Annotated in this window: 17 protein-coding genes; 9 read left to right on the top strand and 8 right to left on the bottom strand. The window is 47.3% G+C overall.

Annotated features, from left to right (window positions below; genetic code table 11):
• The first annotated feature begins 286 nt into the window (after positions 1-286).
• The 5 genes from sucA (at position 287) to ACQ31U_RS10095 (ending at position 7,315) form a co-directional block, all read left to right on the top strand.
• Positions 287-3,103: a 2-oxoglutarate dehydrogenase E1 component gene (gene sucA / locus ACQ31U_RS10115; RefSeq protein WP_431054325.1), complete on the top strand. Its 2,817-nt coding sequence runs from the start codon at positions 287-289 to the stop codon at positions 3,101-3,103.
• Between the two features lie 68 nt (positions 3,104-3,171).
• Positions 3,172-4,389 (top strand): 2-oxoglutarate dehydrogenase complex dihydrolipoyllysine-residue succinyltransferase, encoded by a 1,218-nt coding sequence (odhB, locus tag ACQ31U_RS10110; protein WP_431051701.1) that lies wholly within the window; start codon positions 3,172-3,174, stop codon positions 4,387-4,389.
• Positions 4,390-4,495: 106 nt separating this feature from the next.
• A complete protein-coding gene (sucC, locus tag ACQ31U_RS10105) occupies positions 4,496-5,662 on the top strand; it encodes an ADP-forming succinate--CoA ligase subunit beta (protein WP_431051699.1) in 1,167 nt (388 codons plus the stop codon).
• Positions 5,662-6,531 carry a succinate--CoA ligase subunit alpha gene (gene sucD, locus ACQ31U_RS10100; RefSeq protein ID WP_431051697.1) on the top strand — a complete coding sequence of 290 codons (870 nt, stop codon included), beginning with the start codon at positions 5,662-5,664 and terminating at the stop codon, positions 6,529-6,531. The genes sucC and sucD overlap by 1 nt, the downstream gene beginning before the upstream one ends.
• 271 nt (positions 6,532-6,802) lie before the next feature.
• Positions 6,803-7,315, top strand: coding sequence for a ClbS/DfsB family four-helix bundle protein (locus ACQ31U_RS10095; RefSeq protein ID WP_431051695.1), 513 nt, complete (start codon positions 6,803-6,805; stop codon positions 7,313-7,315).
• Positions 7,316-7,328: 13 nt separating this feature from the next.
• Here ACQ31U_RS10095 and ACQ31U_RS10090 read toward each other — a convergent pair whose 3' ends face one another.
• On the bottom strand, positions 7,329-9,290 hold the full coding sequence (locus ACQ31U_RS10090; protein ID WP_431051693.1) for an ABC transporter ATP-binding protein: 1,962 nt from the start codon (positions 9,288-9,290) through the stop codon (positions 7,329-7,331).
• Positions 9,291-9,421: 131 nt separating this feature from the next.
• Between ACQ31U_RS10090 and ACQ31U_RS10085 the strand changes: the two genes are divergently transcribed.
• A complete protein-coding gene (locus tag ACQ31U_RS10085) occupies positions 9,422-9,676 on the top strand; it encodes a type II toxin-antitoxin system HicA family toxin (protein WP_431051691.1) in 255 nt (84 codons plus the stop codon).
• Positions 9,673-10,017 carry a type II toxin-antitoxin system HicB family antitoxin gene (locus tag ACQ31U_RS10080; protein ID WP_431051690.1) on the top strand — a complete coding sequence of 115 codons (345 nt, stop codon included), beginning with the start codon at positions 9,673-9,675 and terminating at the stop codon, positions 10,015-10,017. Before ACQ31U_RS10085 ends, ACQ31U_RS10080 begins: the two co-directional genes overlap by 4 nt.
• A 69-nt stretch (positions 10,018-10,086) precedes the next feature.
• Here ACQ31U_RS10080 and argG read toward each other — a convergent pair whose 3' ends face one another.
• The 4 genes from argG to serC all read right to left on the bottom strand — a co-directional run bounded on the left by argG (position 10,087) and on the right by serC (position 15,265).
• Positions 10,087-11,424, bottom strand: a complete 1,338-nt coding sequence (gene argG / locus ACQ31U_RS10075; RefSeq protein ID WP_431051688.1) for an argininosuccinate synthase — start codon at positions 11,422-11,424, stop codon at positions 10,087-10,089.
• 167 nt (positions 11,425-11,591) lie between these two features.
• Positions 11,592-12,899: a 3-phosphoshikimate 1-carboxyvinyltransferase gene (gene aroA / locus ACQ31U_RS10070; protein ID WP_431051686.1), complete on the bottom strand. Its 1,308-nt coding sequence runs from the start codon at positions 12,897-12,899 to the stop codon at positions 11,592-11,594.
• 162 nt (positions 12,900-13,061) lie between these two features.
• Positions 13,062-14,159, bottom strand: coding sequence for a histidinol-phosphate transaminase (gene hisC / locus ACQ31U_RS10065; RefSeq protein ID WP_431051684.1), 1,098 nt, complete (start codon positions 14,157-14,159; stop codon positions 13,062-13,064).
• A gap of 14 nt (positions 14,160-14,173) precedes the next feature.
• On the bottom strand, positions 14,174-15,265 hold the full coding sequence (serC, locus tag ACQ31U_RS10060; protein WP_431051682.1) for a 3-phosphoserine/phosphohydroxythreonine transaminase: 1,092 nt from the start codon (positions 15,263-15,265) through the stop codon (positions 14,174-14,176).
• A 177-nt stretch (positions 15,266-15,442) separates the two neighbouring features.
• On the opposite strand from serC, the gene ACQ31U_RS10055 reads away from it, so the two are divergent.
• The gene (locus ACQ31U_RS10055) at positions 15,443-15,772 is read left to right on the top strand and encodes a DUF496 family protein (RefSeq protein ID WP_431051680.1); all 330 of its coding nucleotides are present in this window, start codon (positions 15,443-15,445) and stop codon (positions 15,770-15,772) included.
• Between the two features lie 58 nt (positions 15,773-15,830).
• On the opposite strand, the gene ACQ31U_RS10050 is transcribed toward ACQ31U_RS10055, so the two are convergent.
• Positions 15,831-17,153, bottom strand: a complete 1,323-nt coding sequence (locus ACQ31U_RS10050; RefSeq protein WP_431051678.1) for an IS4 family transposase — start codon at positions 17,151-17,153, stop codon at positions 15,831-15,833.
• 113 nt (positions 17,154-17,266) lie between these two features.
• On the bottom strand, positions 17,267-18,169 hold the full coding sequence (locus ACQ31U_RS10045) for a mechanosensitive ion channel family protein (RefSeq protein WP_431051676.1): 903 nt from the start codon (positions 18,167-18,169) through the stop codon (positions 17,267-17,269).
• Positions 18,170-18,350: 181 nt separating this feature from the next.
• Here ACQ31U_RS10045 and tehB point away from each other — a divergent pair, with 181 nt between their 5' ends.
• Complete coding sequence (tehB, locus tag ACQ31U_RS10040; RefSeq protein WP_431051674.1) at positions 18,351-19,214, top strand: SAM-dependent methyltransferase TehB; 864 nt, start codon at positions 18,351-18,353, stop codon at positions 19,212-19,214.
• Between the two features lie 66 nt (positions 19,215-19,280).
• Here the strand turns inward: tehB and pyrD are convergent, their stop codons facing one another.
• Positions 19,281-20,300: a quinone-dependent dihydroorotate dehydrogenase gene (gene pyrD, locus ACQ31U_RS10035; RefSeq protein ID WP_431051673.1), complete on the bottom strand. Its 1,020-nt coding sequence runs from the start codon at positions 20,298-20,300 to the stop codon at positions 19,281-19,283.
• Positions 20,301-20,370: the final 70 nt, after the last annotated feature.

Genomic DNA, 20,370 nt, shown 5'->3' with positions numbered 1-20,370 from the left:
TAAAATGAATTTTCAACAATTTAGTCTTTTCGTCGCGAAATTTAAAGCGGCTTTTGCGCAAAATGTTACTTTTTTGTAAAAACTTCTAAGCAGGTCACATTATAAAAATTTTTTTTGAGTATAATTGGTTTGGTAAACGGCAATATGGCGGTTTAGGGTAGAGGCAATATTTTATTTGGTTATCGGCGATAACATGTTAAATTTACTGATAAAACCCCATATTCATTATGTTAATCCTTATGAGTCATTTTAAAAAGGTCAGGTAGTTATGCGGCAAAACGGTACTATGCAGCAAAGTATGCAACAAGGTATGCAGGATTGGCTTGACTCCAGCGCATTGGGCGGAGCCAACCAAACTTATGTCGAACAAGTCTATGAAGACTATCTTAACGATCCGCAAAGTGTGGACGCCAGTTGGCAACAAATTTTCAGCACATTTCCGCGAACGTCTTCCGTGGAACAGCCTCACTCGTCGGTGCGTGATTACTTCCGCGAGCTCGCCAGAGAAAATACCAACCGAACCGGTACGCATACGATTATCGATCCAAGCGCCAGCCGGCGTTTAGTACGGGTTTTGCAATATATCAATGCCTTCCGCTATCGCGGACACTTGCGCGCCGATCTGGATCCGCTGAAAATGTGGAAACGGCTGTCGGTGCCGAATCTGGATTATCAATTCTACGGTTTGGAAGATAAACATCTGGATGAAGAGTTTAATATCGGTAACTACGTATATGATATGGAAAATATCACTCTGCGCGAGTTATCTGAAAAACTGAACGAAACCTATTGCGGCACCATCGGCTTGGAATTTATGCACGTGCATAATATCGAGGTGCGTGACTGGCTGCAGAAAAAAATGGAAGCGCGTCTGAACAAACCGCTCTTCAGCAATGAAGAAAAACAAACCTATCTGCAAGAACTGACCGCCGCCGAAGGGTTGGAACGTTATTTGGGCGCCAAGTTCCCCGGCGCCAAACGCTTCTCGTTAGAGGGCAGTGACGCTTTTATTCCGCTGATGAAAGAAATCATCCGCCACGCCGGAAAATTCGGCGCGAAAGATGTCGTGATGGGCATGGCGCACCGCGGACGTCTGAATATGTTGGTGAATGTGTTAGGAAAAAAACCGGCTGAATTGTTTGATGAATTTGCCGGCAAACACAGCCATGACCGCACCGGCGACGTGAAATACCATCAAGGTTTTTCCTCCAACTTTATGACGGATGACGGCGCGGTGCACTTATCATTGGCGTTTAACCCATCACATTTGGAAATCGTCAGCCCGGTGGTGATCGGCTCCGTCCGCGCCAGACAAACCCGTCTGCAAGACACCGACCACGTGAAAGTGCTTGGCATTACCGTACATGGCGACTCCGCCGTAACCGGACAAGGCATTGTGCAGGAAACGCTGAATATGTCGGCAACGCGCGGTTATACCATCGGCGGCACGATTCGAATCGTAATCAACAATCGTATCGGCTTCACCACCTCGTACACCGGCGATACCCGTTCGACCGAATATTGTACCGATATTGCCAAAATGGTGGACGCGCCGGTTATCCATGTCAACGGCGACGATCCGGAAGCGGTGGTGTATGCGGCACGCATGGCGGTCGAATACCGTGCCGAATTCAAAAAAGATATTTTTATCGATTTGGTCTCTTACCGCCGTCACGGTCACAACGAAGCCGACGAACCGTCTGCGACCCAACCGATGATGTACAAACAAATCAAGAAACATCCGACCCCGCGCAAAGTCTATGCCGACCGCTTGGTCGCTGAAAATGTGTTGAGCGATGACCGCACTTTCGAGATGATGAACGAATACCGTGATGCCTTGGATAACGGCGAATGTGTCGTCAACGAATGGCGCGAGTTAGATCGCAATTCGTTAGAATGGATCAATTATCTGAATCACGATTGGACTGCCGCATACGCCAATCAATTCCCGCAAGAGCGGTTTGTGGCATTGGCGAAAAAAATCTGCCTCTACCCGGATTCGCATAAATTGCACAGCCGAGTGAAAAAAATTTATGAAGATCGCGAGCTGATGGCTGTCGGCGACAAACCGTTCGACTGGGGTATGGCGGAAATTATGGCATATGCCACGCTGCTCGATGACGGACATTCAATCCGTTTGTCCGGCGAAGATTCCGGTCGCGGCACGTTCTTCCACCGTCATGCGGTATTACATAATCAAGAAGACGGCACTTACTATATCCCGCTAACCAACCTGCATAACCAACAAGGGCGGTTTGAAGTGTGGGATTCGGTGTTATCGGAAGAAGCGGTGCTTGCCTATGAATACGGCTATGCCACCTCCGATCCGAAAACCTTGGTGATTTGGGAAGCGCAATTCGGTGATTTCGCCAACGTGGCGCAAGTGGTGATCGATCAGTTTATCAGCTCCGGCGAACAGAAATGGGGCAGAATGTGCGGCTTGACCATGCTGTTGCCACACGGTTACGAAGGGCAAGGGCCGGAACACTCCTCGGCACGTTTGGAGCGCTATCTGCAGCTCTGCGCCGAGCAAAATATTCAGGTGTGCGTGCCCTCGACTCCGGCACAGGTTTACCATATGCTGCGCCGTCAAAGTATCCGTCCTATGCGCCGTCCATTGATTGCCTTAACGCCAAAATCATTACTGCGCCATCCGTTGGCAATTTCAGACATGAGCGAATTACTGGAAGGCACTTTCCAACCGGTACTGGCTGAATGGGATAATTTAGATCCGACGCAAATTGAGCGCGTCGTGTTCTGTTCCGGCAAAGTCTATTATGACTTATTGGAAAAACGCCGTGAAAAACAGCAAACCAATATCGCATTAATCCGCATTGAGCAACTGTATCCGTATCCGAGTGAAGATATGCAAAACGTATTGGCGGCTTATTCACACGTAAAAGATTTCATCTGGTGTCAGGAAGAACCGCTCAATCAGGGCGCATGGTATTGTTGCCAGCATAATTTCCGAACCTCGCTACCGGCAGGGGCGACGCTGAATTATGTCGGCAGACCGGCGTCTGCCTCACCGGCGACCGGTTTTGCCTCTTTGCACGCCGCACAACAGAAAGCCTTAGTGGAAGAAGCCCTGACGATTGAATAACTGAACGTTGGACAAAACGCAGATAAAGTATTTTATTCGTGTACATTTTAACTAAAAAGGATCTAAACATGAGCAATATTGATATTTTGACCCCGGTGTTACCCGAATCCGTTGCCGATGCGACCGTTGCAACTTGGCACAAAAAAGTGGGCGACAGCGTTGCCCGTGATGAAATTATCGTTGAAATCGAAACCGATAAAGTGGTGCTGGAAGTGCCTGCGACGGAAGACGGCATAATCGAATCCATCTTGCAGGAAGAAGGCGCCACCGTTACCGGCAGCCAGTTGCTCGGCAAATTGCAGCCGGTGACCACCGCCGGCACCGTCACCAAAGATACCGTCGCCGCTCCGGCTTCAACCCCGGCAGAACGCCAAAGTGCGGTATTGAGCACCGAAACCGGCGCCGCCAATGAAAATTTAAGCCCGTCGGTGCGCCGTCTGTTAGCCGAGAACAATATTGACTCATCCGATATTCAAGGTTCCGGTGTCGGCGGCAGAATTACCCGTGAAGACATCGACGCGCACCTTGCCAAACAGGCGAAAACCATTCATAAAGAAGGCACCGACAGTTCGGTTGCCTTGGCAAATCGCAGTGAAAAACGCGTGCCGATGACGCGTTTGCGCAAACGCGTTGCCGAACGCTTATTGGAAGCCAAAAACAGCACGGCAATGCTGACCACCTTCAATGAAGTGGATATGTCGCCGATTATGCAATTGCGCAAAGCCTACGGTGAAAAATTTGAAAAACGCAACGGCGTGCGCCTTGGCTTTATGTCATTCTACATCAAAGCTGTGGTCGAAGCGTTAAAACGTTATCCGGAAGTCAATGCCTCAATCGATGGCGAAGATATTGTTTACCATAACTATTTCGACATCAGCATTGCGGTTTCCACGCCGCGCGGCTTGGTAACGCCGGTGTTGAAAAACTGCGATAAATTGACTATGGGAGAAATCGAGCAACAAATCAAAGAGTTGGCGGAAAAAGGACGCGACGGCAAATTGACCGTGGAAGATTTGACCGGCGGTAATTTCACCATTACCAACGGCGGCGTATTCGGCTCCTTAATGTCCACCCCGATCATCAATCCGCCGCAAAGTGCGATTTTGGGCATGCACGCGATTAAAGATCGCCCGATTGCCTTGGACGGGCAAGTCGTGATTCGCCCGATGATGTATCTTGCGCTGTCCTACGATCACCGTTTGATTGACGGACGCGAATCGGTCGGTTTCTTGGTAACGATTAAAGAATTGTTAGAAGATCCGACACGGATTTTATTGGAGATTTAAGCCTCTATGTAGTAACAGCCTAATTCTCCCTCCGCATGCGGAGGGAGAAAACATACCAAGTGCGGTACCTAATTCAAATTTCATAGGAAAAAGTAAAGGATCCCCAATGAACTTGCATGAATATCAGAGTAAAAAAATCTTTGCAGATTATCAAATTCCCGTTCCGGTCGGCTATGCCTGCCAAACTGTAGAACAATTACTTGAAGCGGCAAAAAAACTCGGTGGCGACACTTGGGTTGCCAAATGTCAGGTTCATGCCGGCGGACGCGGCAAGGCGGGCGGTGTAAAATTAGTGAAAAGCGAAGCGGAAATCAAAACCTTTGCCGAACAGTGGTTCGGCCAACGCCTCGTCACTTTTCAAACCGATAAAAACGGGCAGCCGGTGAATACGATTTACCTTGAGCAATGCTCTTCAATCAAAAAAGAGCTGTACCTCAGTGCGGTTTTGGATCGCAGTTCACAAACCGTTGTGGTGATGGCCTCGACCGAAGGCGGAATGGATATTGAAGAAGTAGCGGAGAAAACACCGGAGCTGTTACACCGTATCAGCTTGGATCCGCTATTAGGCGGCATGCCGTATCAAGGACGGCAATTGGCGTTTAAATTGGGCTTGATCGGCGATCAAATCAAACAATTTAGCCATATTTTCACCCAACTTGCCAAGTTGTTTGTGGAAAAAGATTTGGCCCTGGTCGAAGTCAACCCGTTAGTGATTTTAGACAATGGGCAACTGTTTTGCCTGGATGCTAAAATCGTCACCGACGGCAACGCCACTTACCGCCACCCGGATCTGCAAACCATGCAAGATCCGAGCCAAGAAGATCCGCGTGAAGCCCTGGCCGAAAAATGGCAACTAAATTATGTCGCCCTGGACGGTAATATCGGCTGTATGGTCAACGGCGCCGGTTTGGCGATGGGAACCATGGACATCATCAAATTACACGGCGGGCAACCGGCAAACTTCCTGGATGTCGGCGGCGGCGCCACCAAAGAGCGGGTTGCCGAAGCGTTTAAAATCATTTTGTCCGACAGTGCGGTGAAAGCCGTTTTAGTCAATATTTTCGGCGGTATCGTGCGTTGCGACTTGATCGCAAATGGGATCATCGCTGCGGTCAACGAAGTGGGCGTCAGTATTCCGGTCATTGTTCGCTTAGAGGGCAATAATGCCCCGTTAGGTCGTGAAATTTTAGCCAACAGCGGTTTGAACATTATCGCTGCCAACAGTTTAACCGACGCCGCCAAAGCCGTCGTCGCTGCCGCGGAGGACAAATAATGTCGATTTTAATTGATAAACATACCAAAGTGATTTGCCAAGGTTTCACCGGCGGACAAGGCACGTTTCACTCCGAACAAGCCCTGGCTTACGGCACAAAATTGGTCGGCGGCACTTCGCCGGGCAAGGGCGGCACCACCCATTTAGGCTTACCGGTGTTTAACACCGTTGCCGAAGCGGTACAAGCTACCGGCGCAACCGCCAGCGTGATTTATGTCCCTGCCGCAGGCTGTAAAGATGCGATTTTAGAAGCGATTGACGCCGGAATTCAACTGATTATCTGTATCACCGAAGGTATTCCGACCTTGGATATGCTGGCGGTGAAACAAAAACTAAATCAAACCGGCGTACGGATGATCGGTCCGAACTGCCCCGGCGTGATCACCCCGGATGAATGCAAAATCGGTATTATGCCGGGCAATATTCATCAAAAAGGCAAAGTCGGAATCGTCTCCCGCTCCGGCACCCTGACCTATGAGGCGGTGAAACAAACTACCGACTGCGGCTTAGGGCAATCCGGTTGTGTCGGTATCGGCGGCGATCCGATTCCCGGCTCGAGCTTCATTGATATTTTAGCCTTGTTCGAACAAGATCCGGAAACCGAAGCGATTGTGATGATCGGCGAAATCGGCGGTTCAGCGGAAGAAGAAGCGGCGGCCTACATCAAACAACACATCAAAAAACCGGTTGTTTCTTATATTGCCGGCGTTACCGCACCGAAAGGCAAACGTATGGGACATGCCGGTGCGATTATCAGCGGCGGCAAAGGCACCGCCGATGAAAAATTTGCCGCCCTCGAAGCCGCAGGCGTTACCACCGTACGCAGTCTGGCTGATATCGGTGACGCATTGCTGAAAGTAATGAAATAAGCGATCAAAACGGCTTTACATCAGTAGAGCCATTAGATTCTCGACCAAGGTCACCGATAAGACTGCGTAGGGGCGGATTATCTATCCGCCCGTTTACGAAGTGCAGTATAAGCATTTAATCTACAACGGAAAAATGCAATGTTCAGTTCGGGCGGATAGATAATCCGTCCCTACTTTTATCATGAAAATCAAGTTAGTTAATCTTTGTCAGCAGTCTGACGACTTTATATCAGTAAAGCCATTTTTCTTTGAGCAACGGAGAAAAGAATCTATGTCATCCATCCCACAAAACAAAACCGAATTGCTGCTTGCGATTCAACAGGCTTTTGACAAAATCCTGCAGGAATACCGCACTTTCGATCCGCAATGCGTACGCCAACTCGGTGTTGAAGGCAACAGTAAAGGTACAAAAATTAGTGTTGCCGATACCCTCGCCTATCTGATCGGTTGGCAAAATTTAGTCTTAAAATGGCACTATAAAAAGCAACACCATGAACACATTGATTTTCCCGAAACCGGTTATCAATGGAATGAATTAGGCAGACTGGCAACCAAATTCTACCAACAATATCAAAACTGGGATTATAGCGATTTACTGCAACAGTTTATCACCACAACCGAAGCGCTACTCGATCTGGTGGAATCCTTAGACGATCAGCAGCTCTATGGCGGAACCTGGTACAAGCAATGGACGCTCGGCAGAATGATCCAACTGAACAGCTCATCGCCAATGAAGAATATGCTCGGCAAAATCCGAAAATTTAAACGACAAAGTGCGGTTTAACCGCACGTTTGTTTTAGCCGTTACCATTACTGATATTTTCCAGCTCCTCCCATCGCAACAAGTTTTGCTCCAGTTGCTGTTCCTTTTCGGCGAGGCGTTGCAGGGTGTCGCTGGTGTATTGATGATCCTGTTGGAAGAAATCGCTGCTGCCGACTTCCGCTTGCAAGGTTTCGATTTCCGCTTCCAGTGTTTCCAGCAACTGTGGCAGTTGTTCCAGTTCGCGCTGTTCTTTGAAACTTAGCTTTTTACGTTCAGCCGTTTTTTCTTTGGTTTTTTTCTCGTCAGTTTCAACCGCACTTTGGGTATTCGCTTGGCTGACCGCACTTTTGTTTTCGGCTGGTTTTTGCGTTGCTGTTTTTTGCGTTAGCGAAGCAAAATAATTTTGCTGTTGCAGCTTGGCGTCGCTATAACCGCCGACATAGTGATTCAGTACACCGTCACCCTCGAAGAAATAACATTCGGTGGCGGTGTTGTCGATAAATTGACGATCATGACTGACGATAATCAGCGTGCCTTGATAATCCGCCAAAATTTCTTCCAATAATTCTAAGGTTTCCACGTCCAGATCATTGGTCGGTTCGTCGAGAATCAACAGGTTATTCGGTTTGAGCAATAATTTTGCCAACAGCAACCGATTGCGTTCACCGCCGGATAGCGCCTTCACCGGGCTCATCGCCCGTTTTGGCGGAAACAGGAAATCTTGCAGATAGCCTAACACATGGCGTTTATGCCCGTTAACTTCCACATCTTGCTTGCCGTCCGCCACATTGTCCATCACGCTTTTTTCCGGATCGAGATCGGCACGATATTGATCGAAATAGGCAATTTCTAATTTTGTGCCTGACCGCACTTTGCCTTGGGTCGGCTCGAGTTGTTGTAATAACAGTTTGATAAAGGTGGTTTTGCCGCAGCCGTTCGGACCGATCAAGGCGATTTTATCGCCGCGCAGAATATTGGCGCTGAAATTTTTCAGCAAGACGCGATCTTCAATTTGATAGCCCAACTCTTCAATTTCAAACACAATTTTGCCGGAACGGATGGCGGTATCCAGTTCGATTTTTGCTGTGCCGAGCACTTCGCGCCGCTGACGACGTTCCTCACGCAAGGCTTTTAAGGCGCGCACTCTGCCCTCGTTACGGGTGCGGCGCGCTTTGATTCCTTGTCGAATCCAGACTTCTTCCTGCGCCAGTTTTTTATCAAACAACGCGTTTTGCAACTCTTCCACGCGCAAATTTTCTTCTTTAGTGGTGAGATAGCGATCATAATTGCCGGGATAAGAGACCAATTTGCCGCGATCCAAATCGACGATTCGGGTCGCCATTTTGCGGATAAAAGAGCGGTCATGCGAGATAAAAATAATACTGCCGGAAAACTCCGACAAGAAATTTTCCAACCAATCAATCGCGTCAATATCCAAATGGTTTGTCGGTTCGTCAAGCAATAAAATCGACGGATTGCTGACTAACGCCCGTGCCAACGCCGCTTTGCGCTGCCAGCCGCCGGAAAGTTCCGATAATAACGTGTCGGGGTTAAGTTCCAAGCGTTTTAACACATCTTGAATGCGGCTTTCGATCAGCCAACCGTTGGCGTGATCCAGTTGCTGCTGCACCTCTGCCAACTGTTGCAATAATTCATCGGAATAGTCGCGGGTCATTTGATGGGAAATATGGTGATATTGCTTAAGCAAATCGGCTAAATCCGCAACCCCCTCCGCCACATAATCAAATACGCTGTCTTCAATATGGCGCGGCGGATCTTGCTCCAAGTGTGAAATCACCACGCCGCTTTCCAGTTGCAACGTGCCGTCATCCAAGCCGACCTCACCGGCTAAAACCTTCATTAAGGTCGATTTGCCCGCGCCATTGCGCCCGACCAAACAAACCCGCTCGCCTGCTTCGATATGCAAATCCGCATGATCCAACAACGGGTGATCGCTAAACGACAAATACGCATTGCTCAAATTCAGTAACGCCAAAATAATTCCCTATTTTACCCAATCAAAATTGTGAGGATTTTAGCAGTTTTATGGTGGGTTTTATATCCTTTAAATAAAATCCCTTTTAATGGTACTAAAATATGGTACTATCATTCTGTTTGGAGGAGACTGTGAAAAATAAATCAAAATTGACCCTGCAGCTGATTTTCAAACGTCCGGTCAGTGGCAATATTCGATGGAAAGATATCGAATCGCTTTTTTTGGATTTAGGTGCGGAAATTGAAGAACGTGAGGGATCGCGTGTTGCCGTTATATTATTCGGACAGGTAAAAGTATTCCATCGCCCACACCCTAAACCTGATACCGATAAAGGCGCAGTTGCCAGCGTTAGAAAATGGTTAGAAGAAAATGGAGTAACATTATGATTAATATGATGATCATTAACGGACATAAAGCCACCATCACCTACGATGATGAAATTGGTTTATTTCGTGGGGAATTTCACGGATTAAACGGTGGTGCGGATTTTTATGCCGCCGATGTTGAAACCTTGCGTAGAGAGGCGGAGATTTCACTGGCGGAATTTTTAGCCGTGTGTAAAGAAAAAGGCATTGAACCTTATAAACGTTATTCCGGTCGCTTCAATTTACGCCTTGATCCGAGGTTACACGCCGAGATCGCCGCCTTTGCCAATGCCGAAAATTTGAGTTTAAACGAATGGGTGGTTAAACGCTTGCAAAACGATATTCAGCAGCTTTCGAGGTAACAAAAAACCGCACTTTACAGCCTTATTGACTGGCAAAGTGCGGTTGATTTGCAACATCAGAACGATGGATTAGTCTTTTTTACCTAACTGTGGCAATACGGAATCTTTGCCGGCGATTAATAAGCCGCTTTGAGTGTAAATGCCCAGCTTGGCGCGGGTATCGACGATGTCGAGGTTACGCATGGTTAATTGACCGATACGATCCGCCGGGCTGAATGGCGCGTTTTCCACTTTTTCCATGCTCAAACGCTCCGCTTCATAGGTCAGATTCGGCGAAACCGTATCTAAGATCGAATAATCGTTACCACGGCGTAGTTCTAACCTCACTTCACCGGTCACCGCCCGTGCCACCCAACGTTGTGCGGTTTCGCGCAGCATTAACGCTTGCGGATCGAACCAGCGACCTTGGTACAACAACCGTCCTAAACGCAACCCGTTGATACGGTATTGTTCAATCGTATCTTCATTGTGAATGCCGCTGACCAAACGTTCGTAGGCGATGTGTAACAACGCCATTCCCGGCGCTTCATAGATACCGCGGCTTTTCGCTTCGATGATACGGTTTTCGATTTGATCGCTCATGCCTAAACCATGACGCCCGCCGATACGGTTCGCTTCCAAGAACAACTCGACCGGATCGTTAAATTCTTTACCGTTCAGAGCAACCGGCACGCCTTCTTCAAAGCGCACGCTCACTTCTTCGGCTTTCACCGCCACATTTTCGTCCCAAAACGCCACACCCATAATCGGTTTGACGATACGGATACCGGTGTTTAAGAATTCCAAATCTTTGGCTTCATGGGTTGCGCCGAGCATATTGGAATCGGTGGAATAGGCTTTTTCCACCGACATTTTGTAGTTGAAGCCGTTGGCGATCAAGAATTCGGACATTTCATGACGACCGCCCAATTCATCAATAAACTGTTGGTCTAACCACGGCTTGTAGATTTTCAGATTCGGGTTGGTCAGCAAGCCGTAACGATAGAAACGCTCAATGTCATTGCCTTTAAAAGTGCTGCCGTCGCCCCAGATATTCACGTCATCTTCTTTCATTGCCGCCACCAGCATGGTGCCGGTCACTGCACGCCCCAATGGCGTGGTGTTGAAATAGGTTACGCCGCCGGTTGAGATATGGAACGCCCCGCATTGGATTGCGGCAATCCCTTCGTGCGCCAGTTGTGTGCGACAGTCAATCAGGCGCGCGTCTTCTGCACCGTATTCTTTGGCTTTGCGCGGAATCGCGTTGTAATCGTCTTCGTCAGGTTGCCCTAAGTTGGCGGTGTAAGCGTATGGCACAGCCCCTTTTTGGCGCATCCATAACAGCGCGGCGCTGGTGTCCAAGCCGCCGGAAAATGCGATACCGACTTTTTGACCTAACGGAAGATTTTCAAGAATTGTCGCAGACATAAGAGTTCCTATAAAGATAATCGTTGAGATGAGATTAATGCGTATTTTGCGGTTGAATATTATGCGCTAAATCACATTTAAAGTCTAGGATTAAAATAAAAATTCATTTTATTGCATAAAAAATCAATTAGACCGCACTTTATGCAATGAAAGTGCGGTCTAAACGGTTATTTTGCGATTGCTAAAAATTGATCAAAAAAGGTCGGGAAGGTTTTTGCCGTGCAATTCGGATCAAGAATCGTCACCGACGTATCCGACAGCGCAATCAGTGCAAAACACATTGCCATACGGTGATCGTTGTAGGTTTCAATCTCGGCGTGTTGGAATTGGCTGAGTGACAGCGGCTGAATACGGATATAATCTTCCCCCTCCTCCACCGTTGCCCCCACTTTACGCAATTCGGTCGCCATCGCGCTTAAACGGTCGGTTTCTTTCACCCGCCAGTTGTAAATATTGCGGATCACCGTTTCGCCTTGGGCGAAAAGTGCGGTGGTGGCAATGGTCATTGCCGCGTCGGGAATATGGTTCATATCCATATCAACACCGTGCAATTCGCCCTGTTCCGCTTCGATAAAGCTGTCGCCCCAAGTGACTTTCGCCCCCATTTTTTCCAATACCTCGGCAAACAAGCGATCCCCTTGGATACTGTTTTTACCGATTCCGGTTACCCGCACTTTGCCTTTAATCGCAGCGGCGGCTAAGAAATAAGAGGCGGACGACGCGTCGCCCTCCACTAAATATTCGCCAACCGCGTGGTATTGTTGTTGCCCCTTGACAAGGAAAGTGCGGTAATCCTGATTTTGCACCCGCACGCCGAAAGCCGCCATCATCTTTAAGGTGATGGCGATATAGGGTTTTGACACCAACTCGCCGATAATTTCAATTTCGGTATCGGCTTCAGCCAACGGCGCAGCCATTAAAAGTGCGGTCAGGAACTGGCTGGAGACCGAGCCGTCGATCCGCACTTTGCCGCCGTTTAAGCCGCTATTGCGAATCGCCAGCGGCGGATAGCCGTCGTTTTCCAGATAATCGATTTCCGCTCCGGCTTGGCGCAATGCGTCGACCAAATGCTTAATCGGGCGTTCTTTCATGCGCGGTTCACCGGTCAATACGATTTCGCTCGCGTCCGCTTGCGGGTTGTGCAAACACAACGCCGCCGCCAACGGACGCATTGCCGTGCCGGCATTGCCTAAATACAGCGATAAACCCGACTGCCAGCGGAACGCGCCGCCCAACCCTGTCACTTTACATTCGGTTTTATCTTGCGACAGCTGATACTCAACGCCAAGCTGCTTTAACGCATTCAACATATGGTGCACATCGTCGCTATCGAGCAAATTAGTGACATTGGTTGTGCCCTTTGCCAATGCCGCTAACAATAAGGCACGGTTCGACAGGCTTTTTGAACCGGGCAGATTAATTGTGCCTTCGACACGGGTGATCGGGTTCAAAGTAATGGAAGTTGGTTGTTGCATAGATTACTCATTAAAGCTATTTAGTCAAAGCACGGGCGGATTCTATATCCGCCCGTGTACGAAGAACGATATAAGCATTCAATAAATAAAGCATAAACGCAAAGTGCGGTTCGGGCGGATATAGAATCCGCCCCTGCAATATTTATCAATACGTTATAGATATTACAACCCTAAAATCAGACTCAAGGCGTCAATAAAGCGTTGGTTTTCCTCAGGCAAACCAATGCTGATACGCAGGTGATTCGGCAAGCCGTAACCGGCAATCGGGCGCACGATCACGCCGTTTTCCAGTAATTTTTGATAAATCGGGGCGGCAGGTTGTTTGAGATCCAAGGTGATAAAATTGCCTTTTGACGGCACATACGCCAAGCCTTTTTGTTGGAAAAAGGTTTCCAACTGTTTTAAACCTCGACGGTTGTTTTCCGCCACTTTTTCGATGAAAACATCATCATTCACCACCGCCACCGCCGCGCTTAATGCCAAGCTGTTGCAGTTAAACGGCTGGCGCACACGGTTGCACAAATCGGCAACCTCCGGCGACGACACCATATAACCAATACGTAAGCCCGCCAAGCCGTAGGCTTTGGATAAAGTGCGGCACACCACTAAATTCGGGTATTTTTGCAATAGGTTAAATGACGGCACACGCTCATCGGCGGAGGTAAATTCGGTATAAGCCTCATCTAAAATCACCAGAATATGCGCCGGAACCTTGGCTAAAAATGCTTCGATTTGCGCCGCGGTTAAAAATGTGCCGGTCGGATTATTCGGGTTGGCGATATAAATGACTTTGGTTTTTTCACTGATTGCCGCTAAAAAACCGTCTAAATCATGTCCGTACTCTTTCGCCGGCACAATCACCGCTTTGGCGTTGATTGCTTGCGAAACCAACGGATAGACAATAAAAGTGTATTGCGAAAAAATCACTTCATCGTTGGCATTTAAAAAGGTGTGGGCAGTGATTTCCAACAAGTCGTTCGAGCCGTTGCCTAAAGTGATTTGTTCCGCTTGCACGCCGAATTTTTGCGCAATCGCCCGTTTCAGTTCAAAGCCGTTGGCGTCAGGATAACGGGTTAAATCGTCTAATTGCTGTTGGATCGCCTGTTTCGCGCTTTGCGGAAAGCCGAACGGATTTTCATTCGACGCCAATTTGACGATATTGGCAATGCCCAATTCGCGTTCCAGTTCTTCAATCGGTTTGCCTGCCTGATACGGCGACAGCTCGCGCACGCCCGGATTGGCGATGTCGATAAATTTCATAGTGTCCTCTGTTTTTATGCGTTTTTATTCTCTTGCGCAAAACGCTGCATAAAGGCGATTAGCGCTTCCACGCCTTCAATCGGCATAGCGTTGTAAATCGAGGCGCGCATGCCGCCGACGATACGGTGTCCTTTTAACGCTTGTAAACCGCACTTGGTGGCTTCGGCAACGAATTTGGCGTTCAATTCGTCGTTGTCGGCGGTAAAGGTCACGTTCATCAAAGAGCGGTTGGCAACGGCGACAGTATTACGGTAAAAATCACTTTGATCGAGATAGGCATACAGTTTTTCCGCTTTGGCACGGTTGCGACCTTCCATTGCGTTTAAACCGCCGTTATCCGACAGCCATTGGAACACCAACGAGCAGAGATACCACGCGAATGTCGGCGGGGTGTTGAACATTGAGTCGTTGTCGCGCAGAATTTGGTAATTCCAAATTGACGGTGTATTCGCGCGCGCTTTACCAATCAAATCATCACGCACGATTAAAATCACAATGCCTGAAGGCCCCATATTTTTTTGCGCACCGGCATAAATCACGCCGAATTTACTGACATCAATCGGACGGGAAAGAATATTGGACGACATATCCGCCACCAACACCGCCTCACCGACATTCGGCACATCAAAAATCTCCACGCCGCTGATGGTTTCATTCGGGCAGTAATGCACATAATCGTATTGTGCCGCAACATCACTGAAATCCAGTTGCGCCACACCGACGACGCCGTCTTGTTCGGCGCTAATCGTGATTTCGTCGATTTCACCGAACAAACGGGCTTCTTTCGCTGCCGCGCCCGACCAATAGCCACTGTTCAGATACAGGGCTTTGCCGTTTTGGCTTAATAAATTCATGGGAATTGCCGCAAATTGCCCGCGCGCGCCGCCTTGGGCAAACAGCACTTGGTAATTATCCGGAATCGCCATTAATTCACGGAGCTGTTGGATCGAGCGCGCTGCCAATGCCATAAAATGTTTACCGCGGTGGCTCACTTCCATCACCGAGGTTTGCAGCCCTTCCCAGTTTAACAACTCCTGTTGTGCTTGTGCTAAAACCGCAGGCGGCATCATTGCCGGACCGGCACTGAAATTAAATACTTGAGACATGTTGTTGACCTTAACTCGAGAAATGAAATAAATAAACTTAGTTTTATCATTCCCTTCCGCTCTTATCAATCGCTTTGTCGCATTTGCGACGATTTTTCTTAATCGAAGCCTTTGACGATCCTGACTAAAAAGGATAAATTAAGGATGTTATCAATAATCAAATAAGTGAGAGTGAAAATGGAAGCGGTAAACAAACAATGTTTTCAAGACGTATTGGAGTATGTCAGCATGGCTCGTCAAAAAAACAAATTAAAACGCGATATGGTTGATATCGAGCGTAAAATTCGTGACAACCAAAAACGGGTTTTATTGTTGGACAATCTGAATCAATATATTAATGATGAAATGAGCGTGGCGGATATTCGCACCATCATCGCCAGTATGCGCGACGATTACGAAGATCGGATTGACGATTATGTGATTCGCAATGCGGAAAACTCCAAACAACGGCGCGAAATCAGCAAAAAAATGGCGGAACAAAGTAAAGCCCGCCAACTCAAAAAATAAACGACACCATTCAACGCTTAACCATGCAAAGTGCGGTCTAAACCGTAATGCCAGTCAGTTAAGGCTGGCGTTTTTTTGTGCAATATTTTTTTGTTTTTTCTCTAACCCATCTTGGATAAGGTTTCCTGTTGCGCCGTTTCGGCAATTTATAGGTAGCAAGTTGGTTGAGTAAAAGTTGATATAATTGGGGTAATTTGCTTGGGCTACTGAGAGGCATCGTGGTAAAAAATGCAATCACCGCAGCTGAACAACTGCTAAAACTCAGCTGAACCGGGCTGAGTCCCTGTTGTAATTTCGTCGCTTCACACATTGCTCGCCGAATTAAATTATAAGCCAGCAACACACCCCATAATTCTTGTTTAACCATTTCCGACTTTTTACTGCGTAACGTGTAGGCACTATTTAGTAAATATTGTTTCACTTCCCGGTAACCCGGTTCAATCCCCCAACGATGGCGATAAAGTCCGATAACTTCCTCTGCAGGGTATAATTCCGGTTCCAGTAATGAGGTCAATATTTGGAAGGATTTCCCCTTTTCGTGTTTTTCAATTAATCGGGCTTCTATATAGGTCGGTAAATCACTATCCCGCTTTCTTGATGGCTGTGTCGTCTTGAGTTTGATACGCTTATCCGTTTCGCTGTGAACGGTCAAAACCTCATATCTCAGTCCTTTTCTTACCGGAATCAACCAATGTTTATTTTCGTTGTGATTCTGCCAATGATAAAGTAATCGTAATGAATAAAATCCTTTATCGAATAAGGTTAAGCTATTCGACGGGGTTGTGGTAATGAGCGGCTCGGCTAAGGTCATTTCGCTTGTACGGTAAGGCGCGAAATGCGCATTAACAATCAAGTGACTGGTCAATTCCATATGGCAAACGGCTTTAATTTGAGGGTAATCGGATAAACCGTTGGTATGTCCTGAACGTCCAAAAGCCTGTTGGTTTTCCTGCGTATCTTCTGTCCGCCAAACGACACCATCCACCGCAAACAAATTGAGATTTCGCCAGTGTGGTAAGTGCGGTTGGTTTTCGGCAAAATAGTGTTCGGCTGTTAATTCAAAAACGCGTTTTACACTTTCTGCTCCTAAGCGTTGTCTAGCCTGAACGATTGCGCTCGGTGCAGTGATGAGCTGTTTGCCCGGCAAGGCTAAATCTAATCGATTGATGATATCGTTCAAAGATTGTTTACGATATAAACTCATACCGATAACCGCCCATAGCACGGCAGTGAGTGGCAAACGCCGTTTTCTTACTGTGGCGACGCCGGAAATATTGAAGGCTTGTTCCAATAATACGGGATCTAGAAATTGATTGAGTTTTTCAAGTTGATAGACTTTTGAACTGAGTATGGTTTGATAAAGGTCTTGTTGCAATGTCATAAGAAATAATCCAATCACGAAATCATGATTGGATTATTAAATGATCATTTGGATCGGTCAAGTTGCTTAACTGATCGGCATTACGGTATAAAAACCGCACTTTTACTTTCCGTCTATTGTTTTCCCAAACTCGCCGCGCTGTTCTCGGGAAAATGCACATCCAATTGGTTAAACGGAATCTCAATCCCCTCCCGATCAAATGCCAATTTAACATTCTCGGTAATGGCATAATAAACGCCCCAGTAATCCGCCGTTTTCGCCCAAGGGCGCACAAACAGTTGCACACTGCTGGCAGCCAAAGAGCCCACGGCAATTGTCGCTTGTGGATTGCTTAAAATACGCGATTCCTGCGCCAGACAATCGGCAATAATCCGTTTGGCTTTGCCAATGTCACTGCTGTAAGCAATGTCGAAAATAAAGTCGACGCGGCGGGTTTCATTGGCGGAATAGTTGGTAATACTGTCACCGAAGACTTTCCCATTCGGTACCAATACGGTTTTATTGTCTCCGGTGCGCAACTCGACCACCAACAACCCGATTTGCGTTACCGCTCCGCTGACGCCGCCGGCTTCAATAAAATCGCCTTTTTTAAATGGTTTGAAGATTAAAATCATCACCCCGGCGGCAAAATTTTGTAACGAATTTTGCAGTGCCAAACCGACGGCTAAACCCGCCGCCCCGATCAATGCCACCAACGAACTGGTGTTAATCCCTAATTGGGATAGTGCGGCAATAATCACAATTAAGAGAAAAAGGAAGTAACTAATTGAGCTGACAAAACCCTGTAACATTTCATCTTTGCTCGATCTGAGTACGACTTTGCCCAATAAACCACTGAATAATCTCGCCAATAATTTACCGATCAGATAAATCACAATTGCCAATAAGATTTTTGTGCCGTAAGGAATGATCCATTGATTTAATAAACTATTGAGATCAAGCTGCTGCACACCGTTGATCAAAGCCGCAGTCTGGGCCTGAATATCAATATTGGTCGTTTCTGTGGTTGCGGTCATCGTGACTCCTTCCCTTGCGCTGATATGTTAAATTAGTGTTGATTTTAACATAAGATAAGCCAGTAACTCGACAAATTTAAGTAAACTTGACTAAATCTGTCGGAAATAATTGCCTCGCCAATAAATTTTCTTTAAAATCCACAAAAAATAAATATTTTAAATATATCTTTAAGGATACGCTATGCACTCACAATTAATTTGTTACAAAAAAATGCCGATTTGGAGCAAAGATACCCTGCCGCAAATGTTCCGCGAAATGCACAACACCAAAGTCGGCACTTGGGCAAAAGTCACTATTCTTTCCGGTTCCCTTGAGTATTTTGAATTGGACGAATCCGGTAAAATATTAAATCGTTATATTTTTGATACGGCAAACCAACCGCCGTTTGTCGAACCACAACAATGGCACCGTGTTTCGCCCCTGTCCGATGATTTGCAATGTTATTTGGAATTTTATTGCTTGCCGCAAGATTATGTTGCCAAAAAATACAATATGACAGCAACCCATTCCGAAGTAATTAATGCCATGCAATTTGTTCAGCCTTGCAAAACCTTGGATCTCGGCTGCGGTCAAGGACGCAATTCTGTATTTCTCGGCGTGCAGGGCTTTGAGGTTGACGCTTGGGATCAGAATGAAACCAGCATTGCATTTTTAGATTCGGTGATCGAGAAAGAAAAATTAAGCAACGTCAAAACCGCACTTTACGACATTAACCAAGCGGCAATTCAAGACAATTACGACTTTATCCTTTCTACCGTGGTGATGATGTTCCTAGAGCGCGATCACATCCCGGCAATTATCGCTAATATGCAGCAACATACCAATATCGGCGGTTATAATTTAATCGTGGCGGCGATGTCCACCGATGATATGCCTTGCCTAATGCCGTTTTCTTTCACCTTTGCCGAAAATGAACTGAAAAATTATTACCAAGGTTGGCAATTGCTTAAATATAACGAACAAGCGGGCGAATTGCATAAAACCGACGCCGACGGCAATCGGATCAAATTGAAATTCGTGACGATGTTGGCGAAGAAAGTCTAGTCGTTTACAAATAAAAAAACGGGTTTCTGATTATAAGAAATCCGTTTTATTTTTAAATAACGTATCTTACCGAACGCCTTCCACCAAGGTTTTGATCAAGTGCGGTCCGTGGTAAATCAAACCGGAATAGAGTTGCAACAGCTCGGCACCGGCAGCGATTTTTTCCTGTGCGCTGGCAACGGAATCAATCCCGCCGCTGCCGATAATCGGAATCTCGCCTTTCAATTCTTGATGTAAACGATTAATGATTCGGGTACTGAGTTTTTGCAACGGTTTGCCGCTTAATCCGCCCTGCTGCTCAGCATTGGCAATGCCGCTGACGCTGTCACGGGAAATCGTGGTGTTGGTGGCGATGACACCGTCTATTTTATGCCTGCGCAAGGTATCGGCAATTTGCACCAGCTCGGCTTCGCTTTGATCCGGCGCAATTTTCACCGCAATCGGCACGTATTTGTTGTAATAATCCGCTAATTCCGTTTGTCTTGCTTTCACCGCCTGCAACAAATCGTCCAGCGCGTCACCATATTGCAATTGGCGCAAACCCGGCGAATTTGGGGAGGAAATATTGATCGTAATATAACCGGCATGGTTATACACTTTGTTCAGACAATAAATATAATCGCCTTTGCCGTTTTCGACCGAGGTGCTGGTATTTTTGCCGATATTAATCCCGATCACACCGTCATAACGCGCTTTTTTCACATTTTCGACCAGATGATCGACACCATGGTTGTTAAAACCGTTGCGGTTGATAATCCCCTCGGCTTCGAGCAAGCGGAACTGGCGCGGTTTCGGATTGCCGTCTTGCGCCAACGGCGTCACCGTGCCGACTTCGATAAAACCAAACCCCAGCGCACCGAAACCGTCAATCGCCTCGCCGTTTTTATCCGCCCCCGCCGCCAAACCGATCGGATTTTTAAATTCGATTCCCATGCAGGTTTTCGGCGTGCCTTGCGGGCAGCGAAGTGCGGTTTGCAGCAGATATTTCGCCGGCGTTTTACCGAGAATGGCCAAGGTTTTCACGGTAACATTATGCGCCAGCTCTGCGTCCAGTGAAAACAGCCCTTTGCGAATAAAAGAATACATATCCTAACCTTTTGTGTAGGGGCATATTGCATATGCCCGTTGACGACATCTTATCAGCGCATGCCATACG

This window comes from Testudinibacter sp. TW-1 (assembly GCF_050613185.1).
Classification (GTDB): domain Bacteria; phylum Pseudomonadota; class Gammaproteobacteria; order Enterobacterales; family Pasteurellaceae; genus Chelonobacter.
This window is presented reverse-complemented; position numbering and strand designations above follow the sequence as displayed.